18 protein-coding genes are annotated in these 17,829 nt (G+C 33.8%); 7 read left to right on the top strand and 11 right to left on the bottom strand.

The annotated features are described in order from the left end of the window. The first annotated feature begins 174 nt into the window (after window positions 1-174). The 3 genes from ruvC (at window position 175) to ACLHDE_RS14510 (ending at window position 2,071) form a co-directional block, all read left to right on the top strand. Window positions 175-651, top strand: a complete 477-nt coding sequence (gene ruvC / locus ACLHDE_RS14520; protein WP_415397111.1) for a crossover junction endodeoxyribonuclease RuvC — start codon at window positions 175-177, stop codon at window positions 649-651. Window positions 652-757: 106 nt separating this feature from the next. After that, a complete protein-coding gene (locus ACLHDE_RS14515) occupies window positions 758-1,714 on the top strand; it encodes a DUF438 domain-containing protein (RefSeq protein ID WP_415397110.1) in 957 nt (318 codons plus the stop codon). A gap of 45 nt (window positions 1,715-1,759) precedes the next feature. Then, window positions 1,760-2,071, top strand: coding sequence for a pyrimidine/purine nucleoside phosphorylase (locus ACLHDE_RS14510; protein ID WP_415397109.1), 312 nt, complete (start codon window positions 1,760-1,762; stop codon window positions 2,069-2,071). A gap of 107 nt (window positions 2,072-2,178) precedes the next feature. Here the strand turns inward: ACLHDE_RS14510 and ACLHDE_RS14505 are convergent, their stop codons facing one another. From ACLHDE_RS14505 to purB, 7 genes are all read right to left on the bottom strand, one after another. Continuing rightward, the gene (locus ACLHDE_RS14505; protein WP_415397108.1) at window positions 2,179-3,459 is read right to left on the bottom strand and encodes a citrate synthase; all 1,281 of its coding nucleotides are present in this window, start codon (window positions 3,457-3,459) and stop codon (window positions 2,179-2,181) included. Window positions 3,460-3,496: 37 nt separating this feature from the next. Continuing rightward, window positions 3,497-3,919, bottom strand: coding sequence for a thioredoxin TrxC (trxC, locus tag ACLHDE_RS14500; protein ID WP_415397107.1), 423 nt, complete (start codon window positions 3,917-3,919; stop codon window positions 3,497-3,499). A 16-nt stretch (window positions 3,920-3,935) separates the two neighbouring features. Then, window positions 3,936-5,291: a trypsin-like peptidase domain-containing protein gene (locus ACLHDE_RS14495; RefSeq protein WP_415397106.1), complete on the bottom strand. Its 1,356-nt coding sequence runs from the start codon at window positions 5,289-5,291 to the stop codon at window positions 3,936-3,938. 66 nt (window positions 5,292-5,357) lie between these two features. Beyond that, the gene (gene fliW, locus ACLHDE_RS14490) at window positions 5,358-5,744 is read right to left on the bottom strand and encodes a flagellar assembly protein FliW (protein ID WP_415397105.1); all 387 of its coding nucleotides are present in this window, start codon (window positions 5,742-5,744) and stop codon (window positions 5,358-5,360) included. A gap of 10 nt (window positions 5,745-5,754) precedes the next feature. Then, a complete protein-coding gene (locus tag ACLHDE_RS14485; protein WP_415397104.1) occupies window positions 5,755-6,120 on the bottom strand; it encodes a hypothetical protein in 366 nt (121 codons plus the stop codon). 26 nt (window positions 6,121-6,146) lie between these two features. Further along, window positions 6,147-8,510: a ribonucleoside-diphosphate reductase subunit alpha gene (locus ACLHDE_RS14480; protein ID WP_415398552.1), complete on the bottom strand. Its 2,364-nt coding sequence runs from the start codon at window positions 8,508-8,510 to the stop codon at window positions 6,147-6,149. Window positions 8,511-8,525: 15 nt separating this feature from the next. Beyond that, complete coding sequence (gene purB / locus ACLHDE_RS14475) at window positions 8,526-9,854, bottom strand: adenylosuccinate lyase (RefSeq protein WP_415397103.1); 1,329 nt, start codon at window positions 9,852-9,854, stop codon at window positions 8,526-8,528. A 113-nt stretch (window positions 9,855-9,967) separates the two neighbouring features. Here purB and ACLHDE_RS14470 point away from each other — a divergent pair, with 113 nt between their 5' ends. Further along, window positions 9,968-10,894 (top strand): RluA family pseudouridine synthase, encoded by a 927-nt coding sequence (locus ACLHDE_RS14470; RefSeq protein ID WP_415397102.1) that lies wholly within the window; start codon window positions 9,968-9,970, stop codon window positions 10,892-10,894. Between the two features lie 385 nt (window positions 10,895-11,279). Here ACLHDE_RS14470 and ACLHDE_RS14465 read toward each other — a convergent pair whose 3' ends face one another. The 4 genes from ACLHDE_RS14465 to hisF form a co-directional block, all read right to left on the bottom strand. Beyond that, window positions 11,280-11,522 (bottom strand): hypothetical protein, encoded by a 243-nt coding sequence (locus tag ACLHDE_RS14465; protein ID WP_415397101.1) that lies wholly within the window; start codon window positions 11,520-11,522, stop codon window positions 11,280-11,282. Between the two features lie 340 nt (window positions 11,523-11,862). Then, the gene (gene rlmN, locus ACLHDE_RS14460) at window positions 11,863-12,936 is read right to left on the bottom strand and encodes a 23S rRNA (adenine(2503)-C(2))-methyltransferase RlmN (protein ID WP_415397100.1); all 1,074 of its coding nucleotides are present in this window, start codon (window positions 12,934-12,936) and stop codon (window positions 11,863-11,865) included. Next, entirely contained in the window at window positions 12,933-13,475 is a 543-nt protein-coding gene (locus ACLHDE_RS14455) for a purine-nucleoside phosphorylase (RefSeq protein WP_415397099.1), read from the bottom strand. Before ACLHDE_RS14455 ends, rlmN begins: the two co-directional genes overlap by 4 nt. A 2-nt stretch (window positions 13,476-13,477) precedes the next feature. Then, window positions 13,478-14,236, bottom strand: coding sequence for an imidazole glycerol phosphate synthase subunit HisF (gene hisF, locus ACLHDE_RS14450; protein ID WP_415397098.1), 759 nt, complete (start codon window positions 14,234-14,236; stop codon window positions 13,478-13,480). A gap of 233 nt (window positions 14,237-14,469) precedes the next feature. Between hisF and rsmA the strand changes: the two genes are divergently transcribed. The 3 genes from rsmA to folE all read left to right on the top strand — a co-directional run bounded on the left by rsmA (window position 14,470) and on the right by folE (window position 17,825). Beyond that, the gene (gene rsmA / locus ACLHDE_RS14445) at window positions 14,470-15,246 is read left to right on the top strand and encodes a 16S rRNA (adenine(1518)-N(6)/adenine(1519)-N(6))-dimethyltransferase RsmA (protein ID WP_415397097.1); all 777 of its coding nucleotides are present in this window, start codon (window positions 14,470-14,472) and stop codon (window positions 15,244-15,246) included. A 15-nt stretch (window positions 15,247-15,261) separates the two neighbouring features. Beyond that, entirely contained in the window at window positions 15,262-17,217 is a 1,956-nt protein-coding gene (locus ACLHDE_RS14440; protein WP_415397096.1) for a ribonuclease J, read from the top strand. Window positions 17,218-17,285: 68 nt separating this feature from the next. Further along, complete coding sequence (gene folE, locus ACLHDE_RS14435; RefSeq protein WP_415398551.1) at window positions 17,286-17,825, top strand: GTP cyclohydrolase I FolE; 540 nt, start codon at window positions 17,286-17,288, stop codon at window positions 17,823-17,825. Window positions 17,826-17,829 lie beyond the last annotated feature (4 nt).

Below are 17,829 nucleotides of genomic sequence, written 5' to 3'. Positions count from 1 at the left end.
TAAAACCTTATTTAATTATTTATATGTGAATATTACCACCCATTTACATAAAATGCGGTTAAAGTAATGTGAATAACTAAAAAATATTAATGTGAATATCTCATAATTAATATGTTTGAAGTATATATTACATAGCTTTTTAATATAATGATAAAAATTAATAAATGGAAAAAAATGACAATACTTGGAATTGACCCTGGAACAAGAAATATGGGTTATGCACTTATATCTTTAGAACGTGGAAAAATCTCTCTCCTTGAAGCTGGTCTAATAAAGATGAAAGCTGAAAGTTTGCAGTTTCAGATTCCACAAATGGCAGAAGGTATAGATACTATATTTAAAAAACATAAGATAGATGAAGTTGCTATGGAAGATATTTTTTATGCTCATAATCCAGCAACTACAATTAAACTTGCTCAGTTTCGTGGAGCTATTATGTTAAAACTTTTAGAAGTTCATGGTGAATTTTATGAATATACAGCACTTCAAGTAAAAAAAGCTCTTACAGGAAAAGCAAAAGCTGCAAAGGAACAAGTTGCTTTTATGGTGAAGAGACTTCTGAATATTAAAAAAGAGATAAAGCCATTAGATATTTCAGATGCTATGGCAGTTGCTATAACACACTCACAAAGAGTTAGTTTTCGTAAATAAAATACTTTGACTCATCTTGCGGTATATCAAAAAAAATAATAATTAAAGATAGTATACTTTTGCATTATAGTAAGTAGCAGTATGTGTTACTAAATTAAGGAAAAATATGAATAATTTACCAGAAGGTCATCCTGTTAGAGTATATTTAGAAGAAAATCAACTAATTCGTGGTTTGATGTCTAGTATAAACAGCATCAACATAGTTGAAAACAATGAAGAGTTTAAAGAAAAATTTGCAAGACTTTGTCTAGTTGAAAAACACTTTGCAAGAAAAGAAAACCAACTTTTTCCATATTTAGAGCAGTATGGGTGGACATCTCCTTCACAAAATATGTGGGCTTTTCATGATGATATTCGTGCAATTATAAAGCAAGCTAGAAATCTTGTTCAAACAAATGAGATGCAATCATTAATGATGGTTTTACAAAATCTTTTTCACAATTTAGAGCATATTATGCAAGTTGAAGAGGGAAGACTTCTTCCAAGAGCTTTGGAAAAGTTACAAGAATCAGACTGGATGGAAATGCGTGATGGAGATGAAGAGATAGGTTGGATGTTTGATGAAGCGCCTGCTGCTTATCCTGCACATGCTAAAGATGAGTACATACACCCTTCACAAGACACTAAAAAAAGAAAGCTTCCTTTCTCACTAGATGGTAGAATAGATTTAGAACAAGGTCATATGTTACCTGAGCAGATTAATTGGTTACTCAAATTTATGCCTGTTGATATTACTTATGTTGATGAAAATGATATTGTTATTTTTTATAATCGTGGCGATAATAGAGTATTTCCTAGAAGTGCAGGAATCATCGGTCGTGAAGTTAAGTTTTGTCACCCGCCAAAGTCTGTTGATCAAGTACTTATGATTCTTCGTGAGTTCAAAGCAGGTCGTAGAGATGAAGCGGAATTTTGGATTACTTTTAAGGGTCAGTTTATTCACATTCGTTATTTTGCAATTAGAGATGATGAGGGAACCTACAAAGGTGTTATTGAGGTTTCTCAAGATGTTACTCATATTAGAGGACTCGAAGGTCAACAAAGATTACTTGACTGGGAATAGTGTATAATATGAAAATTTTATAAAATAAAATTAAGGAATGAAGTAATGGCAAAATTGGACAAAGTTAGTGTAGTAAAAGAGGCAAATATCTATTACGATGGAAAAGTTACGAGTCGTACAGTTGAGTTAGCAGATGGTTCTATTCAGTCTCTAGGTATTATGTTGCCGGGTGAATATACATTTGGGACTAACGAAGCTGAGATTATGGAGATGCAAAGTGGTGATTTAGAAGTTAAACTTCCAGGAGAAGAGTGGAAAACTCTTAACACACCAGAGACTTTTAATGTTGGAGCAAACACATCTTTTGATGTTAGAGTTAAAACAGTAACAGATTACTGCTGTTCATACATCAAGTAACATTACATTAATTCTCAAAAAAAGTTTTTTTGTAGCTTTAGGGGGTTGTAGGGACTTATGTCCCTGCCACTATAATGGGCTTTGCTCATTATAGTGTGTAATATTAGTTAAAGCTCTGGAGTTCTATCTTTAGGACCTGAGTATAGCTGACGAGGGCGAGCAATCTTTATGACATCTTGTTCTTGAAGTTCTATCCACTGAGCTATCCATCCAGGTGCTCTTCCTATAACAAATATAACAGCAAACATATCTTTTGGAATTTTAAGAGCTTGAAGTATGAGACCGGAATAAAAATCTATATTAGGGTATAAATTTCTGCTAATAAAATATTCATCACTCAATGCTATTTTTTCTATCTTGTTTGCAACTTCTATAAGTTCGCTGTTTATACCTAATTCATCAACAAGTTCATTTCTGATAGCTTTAAGTGTTTTAGCGCGAGGATCAAAATTTTTGTAAACACGATGCCCAAATCCCATAAGTCTGAATGGATCATCTTTGTCTTTTGCACGGGCAATGAACTCATCTACTCTATCAACTGTGCCTATCATCTCAAGTTGACGAATAACAGACTCGTTAGCACCTCCGTGAGCACGTCCCCAAAGAGCACTGATTCCCGCACTAATAGCTGCATATGGGTGAGCATGTGTAGAACCTACATTTCTAACAGATGTTGTTGAAGCATTTTGTTCATGATCTGCATGAAGAGTAAATATAGTATCAAGTGCTTTTATTTCTATGGGTCGAAGATCAACATAATTATGTGGATAAGCCCTCATCATATAAAGAAAATTCTCCGTAAAACTTTTTTCTATATCGGGATATATAATTGGTAATCCATTTGAATATCTATACGAGAATGCTGCAAGTGTAGGAATTTTAGCAACTATACGATTTGCCATCTCCATATATTCTTGTTGAGAGTTCATATCTAAATGATCAAAATAAAATGTTGATAAAGCAGATACGCCTGCTGAAAGAATTGCCATAGGATGAGCTTTATCTGGAAAAGAATCAAAAAGTTTTTTCATACCTTCGTGTATAAATGATCGTTTTTTCATCTCTTGTGTGAAGTTTTCAAGCTCTTCTTTTGTAGGAAGTTCTTTGTTTAGAAGAAGGTAAGCAGTATCTAAAAATGTTTTTTTATTAGCAAGGTATGATATATCATAACCTCTATACATAAGTTGACCTTTATCCCCATCTATATAAGTGATTTCAGAACGACAAGATGCAGTAGATGTATAACCTTTATCAAAAGTAAACATTCCCGTATCTTTGTAAAAAGTAGATATATCAACAACTGAAGGTCCGACTGTACCGTCTAAAATAGGAAGTTCATAGGTTTTTCCATTTCTATTATCTGTTAGTGTCATTGTATTTTTACTCATATGAATCCTTCGTATTACTTTATTGTAAATTATTATATCATATAAATTGTGAAGCTAAATTATTTAGACTAACTTCATCTAACGCGCCAGACACTCTATGAACTTCTTTTCCATTTTTAAATACTATGATTGTAGGAATACTTCTAATTCCAAACCTAGCTCCAAGGTTTTGTTCATTCTCTGTGTTTACCTTTGTGTAAAGTGCTTTTAGAGCAAAATTTGCAGCACTCCTTTCAAAGTTTGGACCCATCATTTTACAAGGTCCACACCAAGGAGCCCAAAAGTCAACTATAACAGGAATGTCACTATTTACTATAACTTCATCGAATGAAGAATCCGTTAGTTCCATAGGTTTTGTCTCGAGAAGTGAATTTTTACACTTACCACAGTTAGCCTTTTTATAAGACTCTTTAACTGGAATGTTATTAACACTTTTACAATGTGGACATACTACACGCATATTTTTCTCCTTATTATTATAGCACTACAGCAAATATATTGCCTCTTCTAAATAAATAAATTCTTTTTTTATTCTGTGATGATATTGATGCTTTGAAATCATCAATACTAAGTATTTCATTATCTTCTATCTGTACTATGATATCATCTTTTATAATACCTATTGAGTGTGCTTCACTATTAAGTTGTACTTTATCAACTAAGACTCCACCACGTATGTTGGCATTAGCTCTCAGGAGCCTTTGTAATTCTGAGGGTAGAGGTATAACATCAATACCTTTATAGTTTAGAGTTGCAGATGCTATTTTGTTATCTAATGAAGCAAGCTTAACATTTACAATGTCTATTTTTTTATCTCTAAGAAATTTAATATTTACAACTCTTAATGGCTGAAATGAACCTATAATATTTTTAAGTCCACTTGCACTCTCCACCATTTTCCCATCTATAGAGATAATTAAATCACCTCTTTTTAAACCAGCTTTACTCGCGGGAGAGTTTTCTTCTATGTTTATTATCAGTCCACCATATTTATTATCATAAAAACTACTCATATCTTCATTTACATCTGAAATTCCCACACCTAAGTAAGCACGAGTATACTTTCCAGTATCTATAAGTCCAGTTGCTATTGAAGTAATCATATTTGATGGAATCGCAAGACCTATTCCAACATTTCCACCACTTCTTGATATGATTGCTGAATTAATTCCAATGAGATGTCCCGCTGAATTTATAAGCGCACCTCCAGAATTACCTGGGTTTATAGAAGCATCTGTTTGTATAAAGTCTTCATACTCTACTATACCGATTCCACTTCTTCCTGTTGCAGACACTATGCCTTGTGTTATAGTTTCGCCAACGCCAAATGGATTTCCAAGAGCAAAAACTACATCACCGACTTTTACTTTATCGGAGTTGTAAAACGTAATAGCATTTAACTCTTTTGCATCTATCTTTATTATTGCTATATCACTCTTTGCATCGCTGCCTATAAGTTTTGCTTCGTATACTTTTTTATCGTCAGCAATAGTGACTTTTATCTGATCTGCTCCATCAACTACATGGTTGTTAGTAACGATATAACCATTTTTTGAAATAATAACACCACTTCCTGAAGCACCTTGGGGAATACCTCTTTGTTCTTGATAAAATGGGTTGCCATAAGCACCACCGCTACTTATAGTTTTTGTAGTAGAGATATTAACAACACTTGTTCTGACATTTTTTAAAACATTGTTATATGATAGGATGAAGTTTTGGCTAGTAGGGTTTTTCCGCTCTGTATTTTCATTAGCATATTTGAATTCTACACCATCTTTGGCATAGACCATGGTTAGTACAACTAAACATATTAAAAGTATTTTTTTCATTTTTTCCTCCGTCTAATAAACAAAGTTTATAACTAATTTATTTACGAAGGATTAACGAAGTCTTATTTACGCTCTGAAAGTTTTTATAACTTCAGTCATTCCAAATTCAGGATGCCTTGCTGGTTCTAAAATTGTTTGAGCAATTTTATTATTATCGTTATTGATAATAATAGGTGCTAGAAAATTTACAGTAGAATTTTCTAGCGGTTTTTGCAATACAACTATGTTGTAAGCACTAAGATTAGAATTTTCATTAATTTCTAAACTAGATTGTACTTCTGATGGTATATCAAATGAGTATTCTCTAAGTATGTACGGATTTGATACTGTAAAAGATATATCACTATTCTCCGTATCTCTAATAGTTGAAAAAAGGTCATCTATTTCATTGATTTCTACTTCTGTAGTTTTTTCAAAACCTAAAATATTTCCTACAATTTCATATTTTTGCATTTATAAATCCTTAAAATGAATTTTCTTCATATTTAATATTTGAAGATATTATATAGCTAACAGCATTTTTTATTCCAGATTCACTATTATAATTACCTATACAAAAATGAAAATTATTATTTGCATATAGTATATTCATTCCTGAGCTTGTATCTAGGAGGGAAAGCTTTGAATTATCTAAAAGTTTAGCATCCGAGATGCTAGAAAATTCCAAGTCTAGAGTTACCCAGTCAAAAGCTCTTGCTTCATCTTGACAGGCAATAATAACTTTTATTGTAGTTTGAGAGATTATTTCAACACAGCGTATTTCAGCATCTATAAAGTTACCAAATCTTTTTATAAATATTGGTAACTCTTTTGATAATATAGGTCTCATATATTATTCTTCTTCATCATTATTTTTTATTGACAACCTACGCATTCCATACTTCTATCTTCAACATCATTAGCAACTTCTGGAGATTGTGAACGTAGATAGTAAGTAGATTTAAGACCAAGTTTCCATGCCAGCATATAAATCTCATTGAGGTATCTACCGCTTGCTTTATCAAGAGTAATAAAGATGTTTAGACTTTGACCTTGATCTAGCCACTTTTGTCTAATTGCTGCAGCTTTTATAAGGAGAGTTTGGTTTAAATCATATGCCGGAGTATAGTAAGACCAAGTCTCAGGAGAGAGATTTGGAACAACAACAGGGATAAGACCACTTAGGTTCTCTTCAAACCATTTTCTTTTAAATACTGGCTCAATAGCTTGAGTAGTACCAGTTAAAATAGAAATAGAACTCGTAGGTGCGATAGCCATAAGGTAACCGTTTCTCATTCCTTGACTCTTAACTTTAGCTCTTAAATCATCCCACTCGTATGTAGATGCAAAAAGTCCACCGCGATCAACAAGATTTCTAACTTCAGCGTTAGCATGATCCATAGGCATAACACCTTTACTCCATTGTGAACCTTCAAAGTCTGGATAAGTTCCTTTTTCAAGCGCTAAATCTGAAGACGCTGAAATAGTGTTATAGCTAACAGCTTCCATAATCTCATCTATCTTATCAAAATGTTCTTGGCTTCCCCATGCTATACTTTTCTCAGCTAGCATCTCGGCTTCACCCATAACACCTAAACCAATAGAACGGCTTTTCATGTTAGTTCGCTTTACTTTTTCTATAGGGTAGAAGTTAAGATCTATAACGTTATCTAAACAACGAACAGCTGTAGGCACAACCCTATCAATCTCTTCTTTAGTATTTATACGAGAAAGATTTACAGATGCTAAGTTACAAACAGCAGTGTCACCATTTATTTTCTCTTTTTCAACTACATAGATAGGAAGTCCGCCAAGAGAATCTAGTGCAGTAACTTTCTTCGCAGGTTTTTCCATACCGCTATCTACTTTTACTATCTCTTCTTCTTCATAAGAGACACTTTCTCCATTTTCAAAAATGAACTTTATTTTGTAATGGTTAGGGTTAGTGTTTTGAAAAATTTCGGTACAAAGGTTTGAACTTCTAATAACACCAACGTGGTTGTTTGGATTTGCACGGTTTGCATTATCTTTAAAACAAAGGAATGGTGAACCAGTTTCAAAGTAAGAAGTTAAAATCTTTTTCCAAAGGTTTTTGGCTTTTACTTTCTCTTTAACGATGCTCTCATCTTCTTCTAACTCTTTATAACGTTTGTTAAAATCTTCACCATAAAGTGTAGCTAACTCTCTTACATCATAAGGATCAAAAAGTGTCCAGATTGCATCTTCTTGAACACGTTGCATGAAAAGGTCATTTAACCACATTGCAGGAAAAAGGTCATGGGCACGACGACGCTCTTCACCAGAGTTTTTCTTAAGATCTAAAAAGTCATTGATATCTATATGCCATGGTTCCATATAAACAGCAATAGCACCCTTTCTAGTTCCCAGTTGGTCAACGGCAATTGCGATGTCATTAGTTATTTTTAAAAATGGAACTGTTCCGCCAGCTGCATTCTTATGTCCGTCAATAAATGAACCCATAGAACGAATACCAGTCCAATCCCAACCGATACCTCCACCAAACTTAGATAGCATAGCCATCTCCTGGTAAGAATCAAAAATACCTTCAATGTTATCAGGAGTAGAACCAATGTAACAAGAGCTTAGCTGGTGTCTAGTTGTTCTTGCATTAGACAGAGTTGGAGTTGCAAGCATAACTTGAAACTGAGATACCATATCATAGAACTTTATAGCCCACTCATGCTTATCTTCTTCTCTTTGAGCCAAGAACATAGCTATAGCCATAAACATGTGCTGAGGAAGCTCTATTGGGTTATTAGCTCTATCTTTGATTAGATATCTATCGTATAGTGTTTTAACACCTAGATAGTTAAATAGCATATCTCTCTCAGGTTTGATATGTTTTTCAAGTCTATCTAAATCATACATATCTGCTAGACCTTGAAGAAGTCTGCCTTCTTTTTCACCTTTTTCAAAGTATTTTTTCAAAGAGTCATAACCAGTAAAACCATTAACTTGATGATAAAGATTAAACATAAAGAGTCTAGATGCAACAAATGTCCAGTTAGGAGCATCTATGTCTATCTTGTCAACAGCAGTTTTGATTAATGTTTTTTGTATCTCTGCGGATGTTATGCCGTCACGAAAGTGAATCTGTGCATCAACTTCTAGTTCACTCTGAGACACATTACTTAAGTCTTTAACTGCAGCAGAAGTGTACTTTTGTATTTTACTTATATCTAGTGGTTCTGTTCTACCATTTCTTTTTATAATTGTTATCATATATTTCTCCGATTATTTAAAAACTCTTTTGAAAATTGCATCTACATTTTTAGTATAGTAGTCGTAGTTAAAACATTCACGAATCTGTTCTTCGCTTAGACTATTTCTTAATTCTTCATCCGCTAAAAGATGGTTAAGATATAAGCTCTCGCCATCTTCATTTGTAGTTGCTTTACCTTGTTGAATCTCTTCCCAGACTTTCATCGCATTTCTTTGAACTATTCTATAAGCATCTTCACGAGATACACCTTGAAGTGGCAACTCTAAAAGTACACGCTGAGAAAACACAAGCCCACCAGTTAGGTTTAGGTTTCTCATCATATTCTCAGGATAAACAGTCAGGTTTGCAATTACATTATTCATACGGTGAAGCATAAAGTCTGTAGTAATAAACGCATCAGGTAGCCAGAATCTCTCTGTGGATGAGTGAGAGATATCTCTCTCATGCCATAGAGCAACATTTTCCATAGCTGGAATTGAATAGGCTCTAATCATTCTTGCAAGACCTGTAATGTTTTCTGTAAGAATAGGATTACGTTTGTGAGGCATAGCAGAAGAACCTTTCTGCCCTTTTGCAAAATACTCTTCACATTCGTAAACTTCTGTTCTTTGCCAGTGACGAACCTGAACAGCAAATTTTTCTATACTAGATGCCATCAATGCTAAAGCAGTTGCTAGTCTCGCGTATCTGTCTCTTTGGATTACCTGGTTAGATGCCGGAGCTGATTTGAGTCCCAGTTCTTCACATGTATAATCTTCAAGCTCTAAAGGCGCATGCGCAAAGTTACCCATAGCTCCACTAACTTGACCTACACAGATAACATCCATAGTTTGTTCTAAGTTTAATAGGTGCCTAGCCATCTCATCATACCAAACAGCTAAAACAAGACCAAAGGTTATTGGCTCACCATGTATACCATGAGAGCGTCCAACCATTAGAGTCATCTTGTGTTCCTGGGCACGTTTTTTGATAGACTCCATAATCATCTTAACATCTTTTATGATTAATTCTAAAGAGTCTTTCATCTGAAGAGCAACAGCTGTATCAATAGTATCTGAAGAAGTCATACCATAGTGGAACCATCTAGACTCATCTCCTAATGTTTCTGATACTGAAGTTGTGAATGCGATAAGGTCATGACGAGTAACTGCTTCTATCTCATCAATACGCTTAATATCAAAACCAGCATTTTTTACAATCTTATCTGCATCCTCTTGAGGAATCTTTCCAAGTTTTGCCCATGCTTTAACAACAGCTTTTTCTACATCTAGCCATGCTTGGTATTTTGCTTGATATGTCCATTTTGAACTCATCTCTTCTCTTGAATATCTATCTATCATTATATAGGTTCCTTATGATTATTATCTTATGTTTTTATGCTAAAATTGACATAATTAAAGTCATTCATTTTACAAGAATTATTGTAAAGAATTGATTAAATAAGGATTAAATTTTGCCATTTGTTTTGAAAAAAATGTTTGCATTAAAAAAGCAGAAAGCTTTTTTATATCTTATAGAAGAATTAGGCTATACACAAAAAGAAGCTCAGCGTTTAATTGCTAAAGGTCGTTTATTTGTAAATGGTGAGCCAATGACAAGAACAGCTGCTGAAATAGAGGGTGAGTTTGAGTTTATATATTTTGAACCGATTACAAAAGGATTAGAGCCAACAGCCATTCATGATGAGTTTGTAGTCTTTGATAAACCAAGCGGAGTTCTTATTCATCCTCAAAATAGAAAAACACCCTACTCTCTTATAGATGAACTAAAGTATCAGTTTGGTCGAGATGCAAATATAGCTCACCGTATTGACCAAGAGACTAGCGGACTTGTTTTGTGTGCTAGAAATAAAGAGAGTGAAAGAGATATCAAGATGATGTTTGAGCAAAGAGATATGAAGAAAAAGTATCTTGCACTTGTTCATGGAAAACTTGATGGAACTATTTGTATCGAAGAACCATTACTTAGAAGAGAAGATGAGAGTGCAATTGTTAGAATGGTTGTAAAGGTTCACGAAGAAGGCAAAGCATCTAAAACAGATATCAAGGCTTTGAAGTATTTTGAAGATAGAAATATGACTTTAGTTGAGTGTTCTCCATACACAGGAAGACAACATCAGATAAGAGTTCATTTGTTTCATGTGAAACATCCAATAGTTGGTGATCCAATTTATGGACAAAGTGAAGAAAATATTGTAAGGTTTTTAGATAAAGAGTTAGATGCTAACAAAAGGATAGAACTTAGTGGTGCTACAAGGTTGCTTCTTCATGCAAATGAATTGGAGTTTGAACTATATGGTAGTATATACAATATAAAAAGTAAACATAACTTTGAACAAATATGCCAAGAATCCTTGTCTACCCATTCACAATGTGAATAACAATCTTTGATATTTAAAAGACATTCAATTAACAAAATCTGATTATTGTATGATTTACTTCTAAATCCCTATATTTAGGGCTTTAAGCTAGGTGAAAGCATCGTAAATTAAGAATAAATTTATATAAAATAATTCTTAAAAAAATAAAGAATTTAGTAATTTATAAAGCATAAAGCTAAAAGATATTCACAACTTAGAACAATGTGTGAATAATTCACACTTTTAAGAAATTGAAGGATTTCTTTTTTTATTTTTATTTTTTTTAAGAAATTTAGTAAATATTTTAAGGATTATTTTTCTATAAGAAAAGTAGGGTATTATTACATTTATAAACGACCTCCCTGGTGTGTTGGTCGTTTTACTTCTATCTTGAGATTTACACTGCTTATACCGCGTTATATCTTTTTATAATTTTTTTCACACGGTTTTTTAGATTACGAAGTGCTTCAACACTTGTTGCACCATCAGCTGTTAAATTTTCAAAATCACCATCAAATTGAGCTTTTGCTATCCAACCAATTTTTTTATGGTATTTAATACCAACAAAGCGAACATCACCAAAATGTAGCTCACAAAGGTCATATATTCTTTTAATACGGTCTGTATTAGTTTTTTTATTTTCTGCCATTGTTATTTTCCTTAATTTTGCTTTGTAAAATGAACGTGAAGAATGCCATTGATTAGCATTCCTAGAAGCTTTCCTTTTTAAAAGGTAGAGTTTATATATAAAACTTCATGCTTGTATTGGCATTTTATCATATAGTAGATTACAAAAAGTTTACTAATCTTCTTTTTCGTCATCACTTGTAGCAACTTTTATGAAACCTATTAAACCAACTGCAAAAACTACTACTAAAAAAACTATTTGAAATATTTCTATATAGCTCATTATATCTCTCCTTAATTCATATGCAGTGCAAACTTCTTTGATGAGCACTTATTTAGAATAAATAAGTAGCCAGAAAATATTAAAGCTTACTCTGTTCTTTTAGTTGGCCGCATGCTGCACTGATATCAATGCCCTTAGAGTCTCTTATCGTACACAGCAAGCCATGCTTAATCAAATACTCTTGGAATGCTACCATATCATCTCTAGTAGGCCTATCATAGTCTGTACCTGGGTAAGGATTGAAGTATATAAGGTTTACTTTGGCTTTTATACCATGAAGAAGCTTCACGAGCTTTTTAGCAGAGCCAATATCGTCATTTTTGCCTTTGATTACCAGATACTCAAACATAACTCTTTTTCTAGTATCTATTGGAAAGCGTTTAACCGCTTCTATGATGGAGTTAATATTGTGAGCCTTATTCATAGGTATGAGCTCGCTTCTTAGCTCATCATCAACAGCATGAAGAGATATAGCTATATGAACACCTAAATCCATCTGTCCTAGTTGATCTATCTTATTGCTTAAACCACTTGTAGAAACAGTTTGTCGTTTACCTGAGATGCAAAGGCCATCATCTTCTTTAAATATCTCTATAGCCTTTGCAAGATTGTCTAGGTTATCAAGCGGTTCACCCATTCCCATATAGACTATATTAATTTTTCTGTTGTGCTTATGGTCGTTATCACGCTTAAGAGTTACAACCTGAGCTACTATCTCTCCAGCTGTAAGATCTCTTGTAAAACCACCTTTAGCAGTTAGACAAAAAGAACACCCTACTTTACATCCGACTTGAGTTGAGACACAGATAGTATATTTTGCTTCTTGGATTATTTCGCCGTTTTCATCACACTGAGTATCTTTCATTTTAAGCCAAACAGCTTCCATAGTTTTGCCATCTTGCATCTCAAGAAGATACTTGATTGTTCCATCGCTAGACTCTTCTTTGTTTATAATAGTAAGAGGATTTACAATATATTTTTGAGCAAGTTCTTCTCTTAGAGATTTTGGTATGTTTTTCATATCATCAAAATTCTCTGCATATTGATGATAGAGCCAACCAAAAATTTGATTTACTCTAAAGCTAGGTTTGACTAAAGCTTGAAGTTCTTTTTTTGTAAAGTCATACAGAGATGGTTTTATGTTAGTAGTCATCTCGTTAATTCCTTGATTCTTTTTTTTACATGCTCACCTAAAAGCTCTTTTGCCTTTTCATGGTTTTTTAAAAAGTCTTCATGAGCATCTTTGTTAGTGTAGTTTGTTATACAAAAAACTCCACCAGCAGGAATATTAAACTCTTCTGCTATCTTTAAAACACTAAAAAATTCCATGTTTTCGATGCCCACACCAAAGTTTAAAAACTTTTTAGTAAGCTCTGCATTTGTAGAAATATAGTTAGATGAATTTACTATAATATCTTTAACACTGTTATCTATGTTAGTTGATACTACGTTGTCTAAAGGAGTATAGGCATCGTTATTTAAAAATGATAGTTCAATGTTTGAAGCAGTTTTAGACTCTACTATATCAAAAATATTGTGATTTCCATAACTACCTGCACTACCAACAAAAAGTAAAAACTCAGGTTTATCAAACATACATAGTCTCGTTAAGTTCATAGCAGTCTCAATAAGCCCTACACCCATAGGTTGAGCAAAATCAAAAGTTTCATTATTTCCTGCGCAAATTATCATTGTTAAAGTCTCACGGGTATGTTATTATCGTGTAGATAGTGTTTTAAATCCATAATATCTATCTCTTTATAGTGAAAGATACTAGCAGCAAGTGCTGCATCTGCACCATGAAGAAATGCCTCTTTAATGTGTTTCATTGTCCCTGCTCCGCCACTAGCAATAACTGGTACGTTTACAGCACGAGATATCTGCTCGGTAATATTTAACTCAAAACCGGCTTTTGTACCATCTGCGTCCATTGAGGTAAGAAGTATCTCTCCGCTTCCTCTTTCTACAACTTCTTTTGCCCACTCAACGGCATCTATGCCTGTATCGACTCTGCCGCCATTTAAATATACGTTATATCTATCACCTGTCTTTTTTACATCTATAGCTGTAACAATACATTGAGAACCAAAACGTTTAGCACCTTCGTCTATAAGCTGGGGACGTTTGATAGCTGCTGAGTTTACGCTTACTTTATCACATCCGACATTTAAGAGTCTGTATATATCATTAAGTTTTCTGATTCCACCACCAACCGTAAGTGGTATAAAGACTTCACGTGCAACTTGGGCCACAATATCTACTATGGTATCTCTATTATCACTAGATGCTGTAATGTCTAAAAATGTAATCTCATCAGCACCCTCTTCGTTGTATCGTTTTGCAACTTCTACAGGATCACCTGCATCTCTAAGACCAACAAAGTTGACACCTTTTACAACGCGTCCATCTTTAACATCAAGACAAGGAATAATTCTTTTAGCGAAATAGTTCATAATATATAGAGCCTCTTATAATAATGTCGCAATTATACACTTCGTGACTTATAGTTAAGTATGTTATTGGATTTAATTCTATAATATTTAGAGAATAGAGCTCTCTTAATCAGTTGTAGTGTTTCACATGAAACATAAAATTTAAACCTCTAAAATAAAACCATTATAAAAATAAATAAAATTTATGGGAAGTGTTAACTTATTCTAAGTAAAATTACTATATACTCTCGTTTATGAATAAAAATAGCGTAGTAGCTAAGAAGAAATTCGGACAGAATTTTCTAAAAGACGAAGCAGTATTAAGAAAAATAATCGAAGCGATGCCCAAAAACGATAATAAAATCGTAGAAATTGGCCCTGGCTTAGGTGATTTAACTAGATTTTTAGTTGATGTCAAAAGCGTAGAAGCTTTTGAGGTCGATACCGATTTGTGTAAACTGTTACAAAGTACATTTAAAAAAGAGATTGATACCAAGCGACTCCACATAAATTGTGGGGATGTTCTACAAGCTTGGCAGAGTAGCCTTATTGATGAGCCGTATGATTTAGTGGCAAATTTGCCATATTATATTGCAACAAACATCATATTGAAAGCACTCGCAGATCCAATGTGTAAAAATATACTTGTAATGGTACAGCTTGAAGTAGCAGAGAAATTTTGTGCAACGGCTGGCGAGAAGGTATTTGGATCTTTGAGTGTAATAACTCAGAGTATAGCGGATGCACATATTGTTGTGCAAGTGCCCCCAACTGCTTTTGAACCTCCACCAAAAATAGACTCTGCTGTTTTTCTTATACGAAAAAATGCTGATAGAAATAATGAGAATTTTGAGGGCTTGCTTAGAGTTGCATTTAAGCAACCCAGAAAAACCCTTATGAAAAATCTATCAGTAATGTATAAAAAAGATCTGCTTCAAGTGGCTTTTCTTGAGCTTAACCTTACACCAACGATTCGCCCTCATCAAGTATCTACCCAAGACTATCACCAACTCTATAAAAAAATAATATAAATAAAAGGAGTTTGGATGGCAGAAGAGAATCAAGGGAACAAGGAAACTAACCCTCAATCAGATCGCAAACCAAATAACAATAGAAGACCGAATAACAATAGTAATAGAAACAACAATGCCGCTAAGCCAGATGCTAATGCTAAAAATAGTGATAACAAGGGTGCTAAACCAAGCAGTCCAAATAAAAATAAAAATCGTAGTCGTCATCGTAGACAACCTACGCCTACTGATGAAAATTTAAAAGCATTTGTAGCTAAAAATCAAGAAGCTCATAAACAGAGACTAAACCCACACTATAAACTAGATTTGAACTCTAAGTCAAAAGTACGTGTTACTCCACTTGGTGGACTTGGTGAAATCGGTGGAAATATTACAATATTTGAAACTGACAAAGAAGCTATTTTAGTTGATATCGGAATGAGTTTTCCAGATGAAGATATGCACGGTGTAGATATTCTAGTACCAGATTTTACATATCTACGTCAAATTAAAGATAAAATTAAAGCGGTGATAATTACTCACGCTCACGAAGATCATATTGGTGCAATGCCATATCTATACAAAGAGATGCAATTTCCAATTTATGCAACACCACTTCCTTTAGCGATGATTGGTAATAAGTTTGATGAGCATCACATTAAAGAGTGTAGAAAATACTTTAACCCAGTTGTAAAAAGAGAAGTTTATGATATTGGAGAAGATTTTAAAGTTGAGTGGATGCATATGACTCACTCTATTTTAGACTCATCTTCATTGGCTATTACTACTGAGGCAGGAACTATTATTCACACTGGTGATTTTAAAATAGATCATACGCCGATAGATGGTTATACGGCAGATTTACATAGACTTGCTGCTTATGGTGAGAAGGGTGTTTTATGTCTTTTGAGTGATTCAACAAACTCTTATAATCCTTTGCCAACTCCCTCAGAGTTAAGTGTAGCACCTGCTTTAGATAGAGTTTTTGCTAAGGCTGAAGGCCGAGTTTTACTTTCAACTTTTAGCTCGAACATTCACCGTGTTTTCCAAGCTATTCAATATGGTATTAAATATGGTCGTAAAATATGTGTAATTGGCCGTTCAATGGAACGCAATATTGAGATTGCAATGCAGTATGACTATATTAAATTACCAAAGAGTGCATTTGTAGAACCAGACCAGGTTTCACACCTAAATGATAAAGAAGTTCTGATAGTTACTACAGGTTCGCAAGGTGAGCCAAGTTCGGCACTGTTTAGAATGTCAATCGGTGAACACAGACATGTGAAAATTAAGCCGACAGATTTAATTGTTCTTTCTTCTCGTGCAATTCCTGGTAATGAGGGTTCTATCTCTGGTATGTTAAACCACCTGCAACGTGCAGGAGCGACAATCTCAAGAGAAAAAGATATACATGTATCTGGTCACGCTTCTATTCCTGAACAAAAACTTATGCTTCGTCTTACGAATCCTAAGTTCTTTTTACCAGTGCATGGTGAGTATAACCATGTTATGGCACATAAAGAGACAGGTATGATGTGTGGTATTCCTGAGAGAAATATTATGATTATGACTGATGGTGATCAGATAGAGATTGCTCCAAAATATATGCGCAAGGTAAAAACAGTTAAAACTGGTAAAACATATATTGATAATCAAAACAATCATCAAATTGAAGATGATATAGTTCTAGATCGTCAAAAACTTGCATCTGACGGTATTGTTATGCTTGTTGCTCAGGTTGATGGTAAGCATACTAAGATGCTTGCAAAACCAAAAGTTACTACCTTTGGTATCGTTGCAGACAAACAAGATAAAGCTTTTGCAAAAGAGATGGAAGATATCTTAGAAAACTTCTTACTGCATGTTAAAGATGGACAGATTGAAAACCCAAGAGCACTAGAGAATGACCTTCGTCAAATTGTGCGAAAACATATCTTTAGAAAAATGAAGAAATATCCATTGATAGTTCCTCATGTTTTAGTATCGTAGGACATATCTTTAAAGGCAATACTTTGAATAAAAACGAAGATATAGAGTTTGAAAACGCTGTAAAAACAATGATGCTTCATGTAAATGAAGACCCAAATAGAGAAGGGCTCTTAGAGACTCCTTCTCGGGTTAGAAAAGCATATGAATTTATTTATGGCGGATACAAAGAAAACCCAAAAGAAATTTTAGAAAAAGCACTCTTTACAAGTTCAAACGATGAAATGGTACTTTTAAAAGATATAGAGTTTTACTCTACTTGTGAGCATCACTTGCTACCTATTATAGGTCGTGTACATGTTGCTTATATTCCAGATGGAAAAGTTGTAGGACTCTCTAAAATACCAAGAGTTGTAAATGTATTTGCGCGTCGTATGCAAATTCAAGAACAACTTACAGAGCAGATAGCAGATGCTATTATGGAAGCTATAGCACCAAAAGGTGTAGCAGTTGTTGTTCAAGCTCGTCATATGTGTATGGAGATGCGTGGTGTAGAGAAAATAAACTCTACAACTACATCTAGTGCACTTCGTGGTCTTTTTAAAAAAGATGAAAAGACAAGAAGTGAATTTTTCTCCCTGATTAACTCACCTAATGGTACGAGATACTAGAAGT

It is taken from the genome of Sulfurimonas iocasae (assembly GCF_047716755.1).
GTDB lineage: Bacteria > Campylobacterota > Campylobacteria > Campylobacterales > Sulfurimonadaceae > Sulfurimonas.
This window is presented reverse-complemented; position numbering and strand designations above follow the sequence as displayed.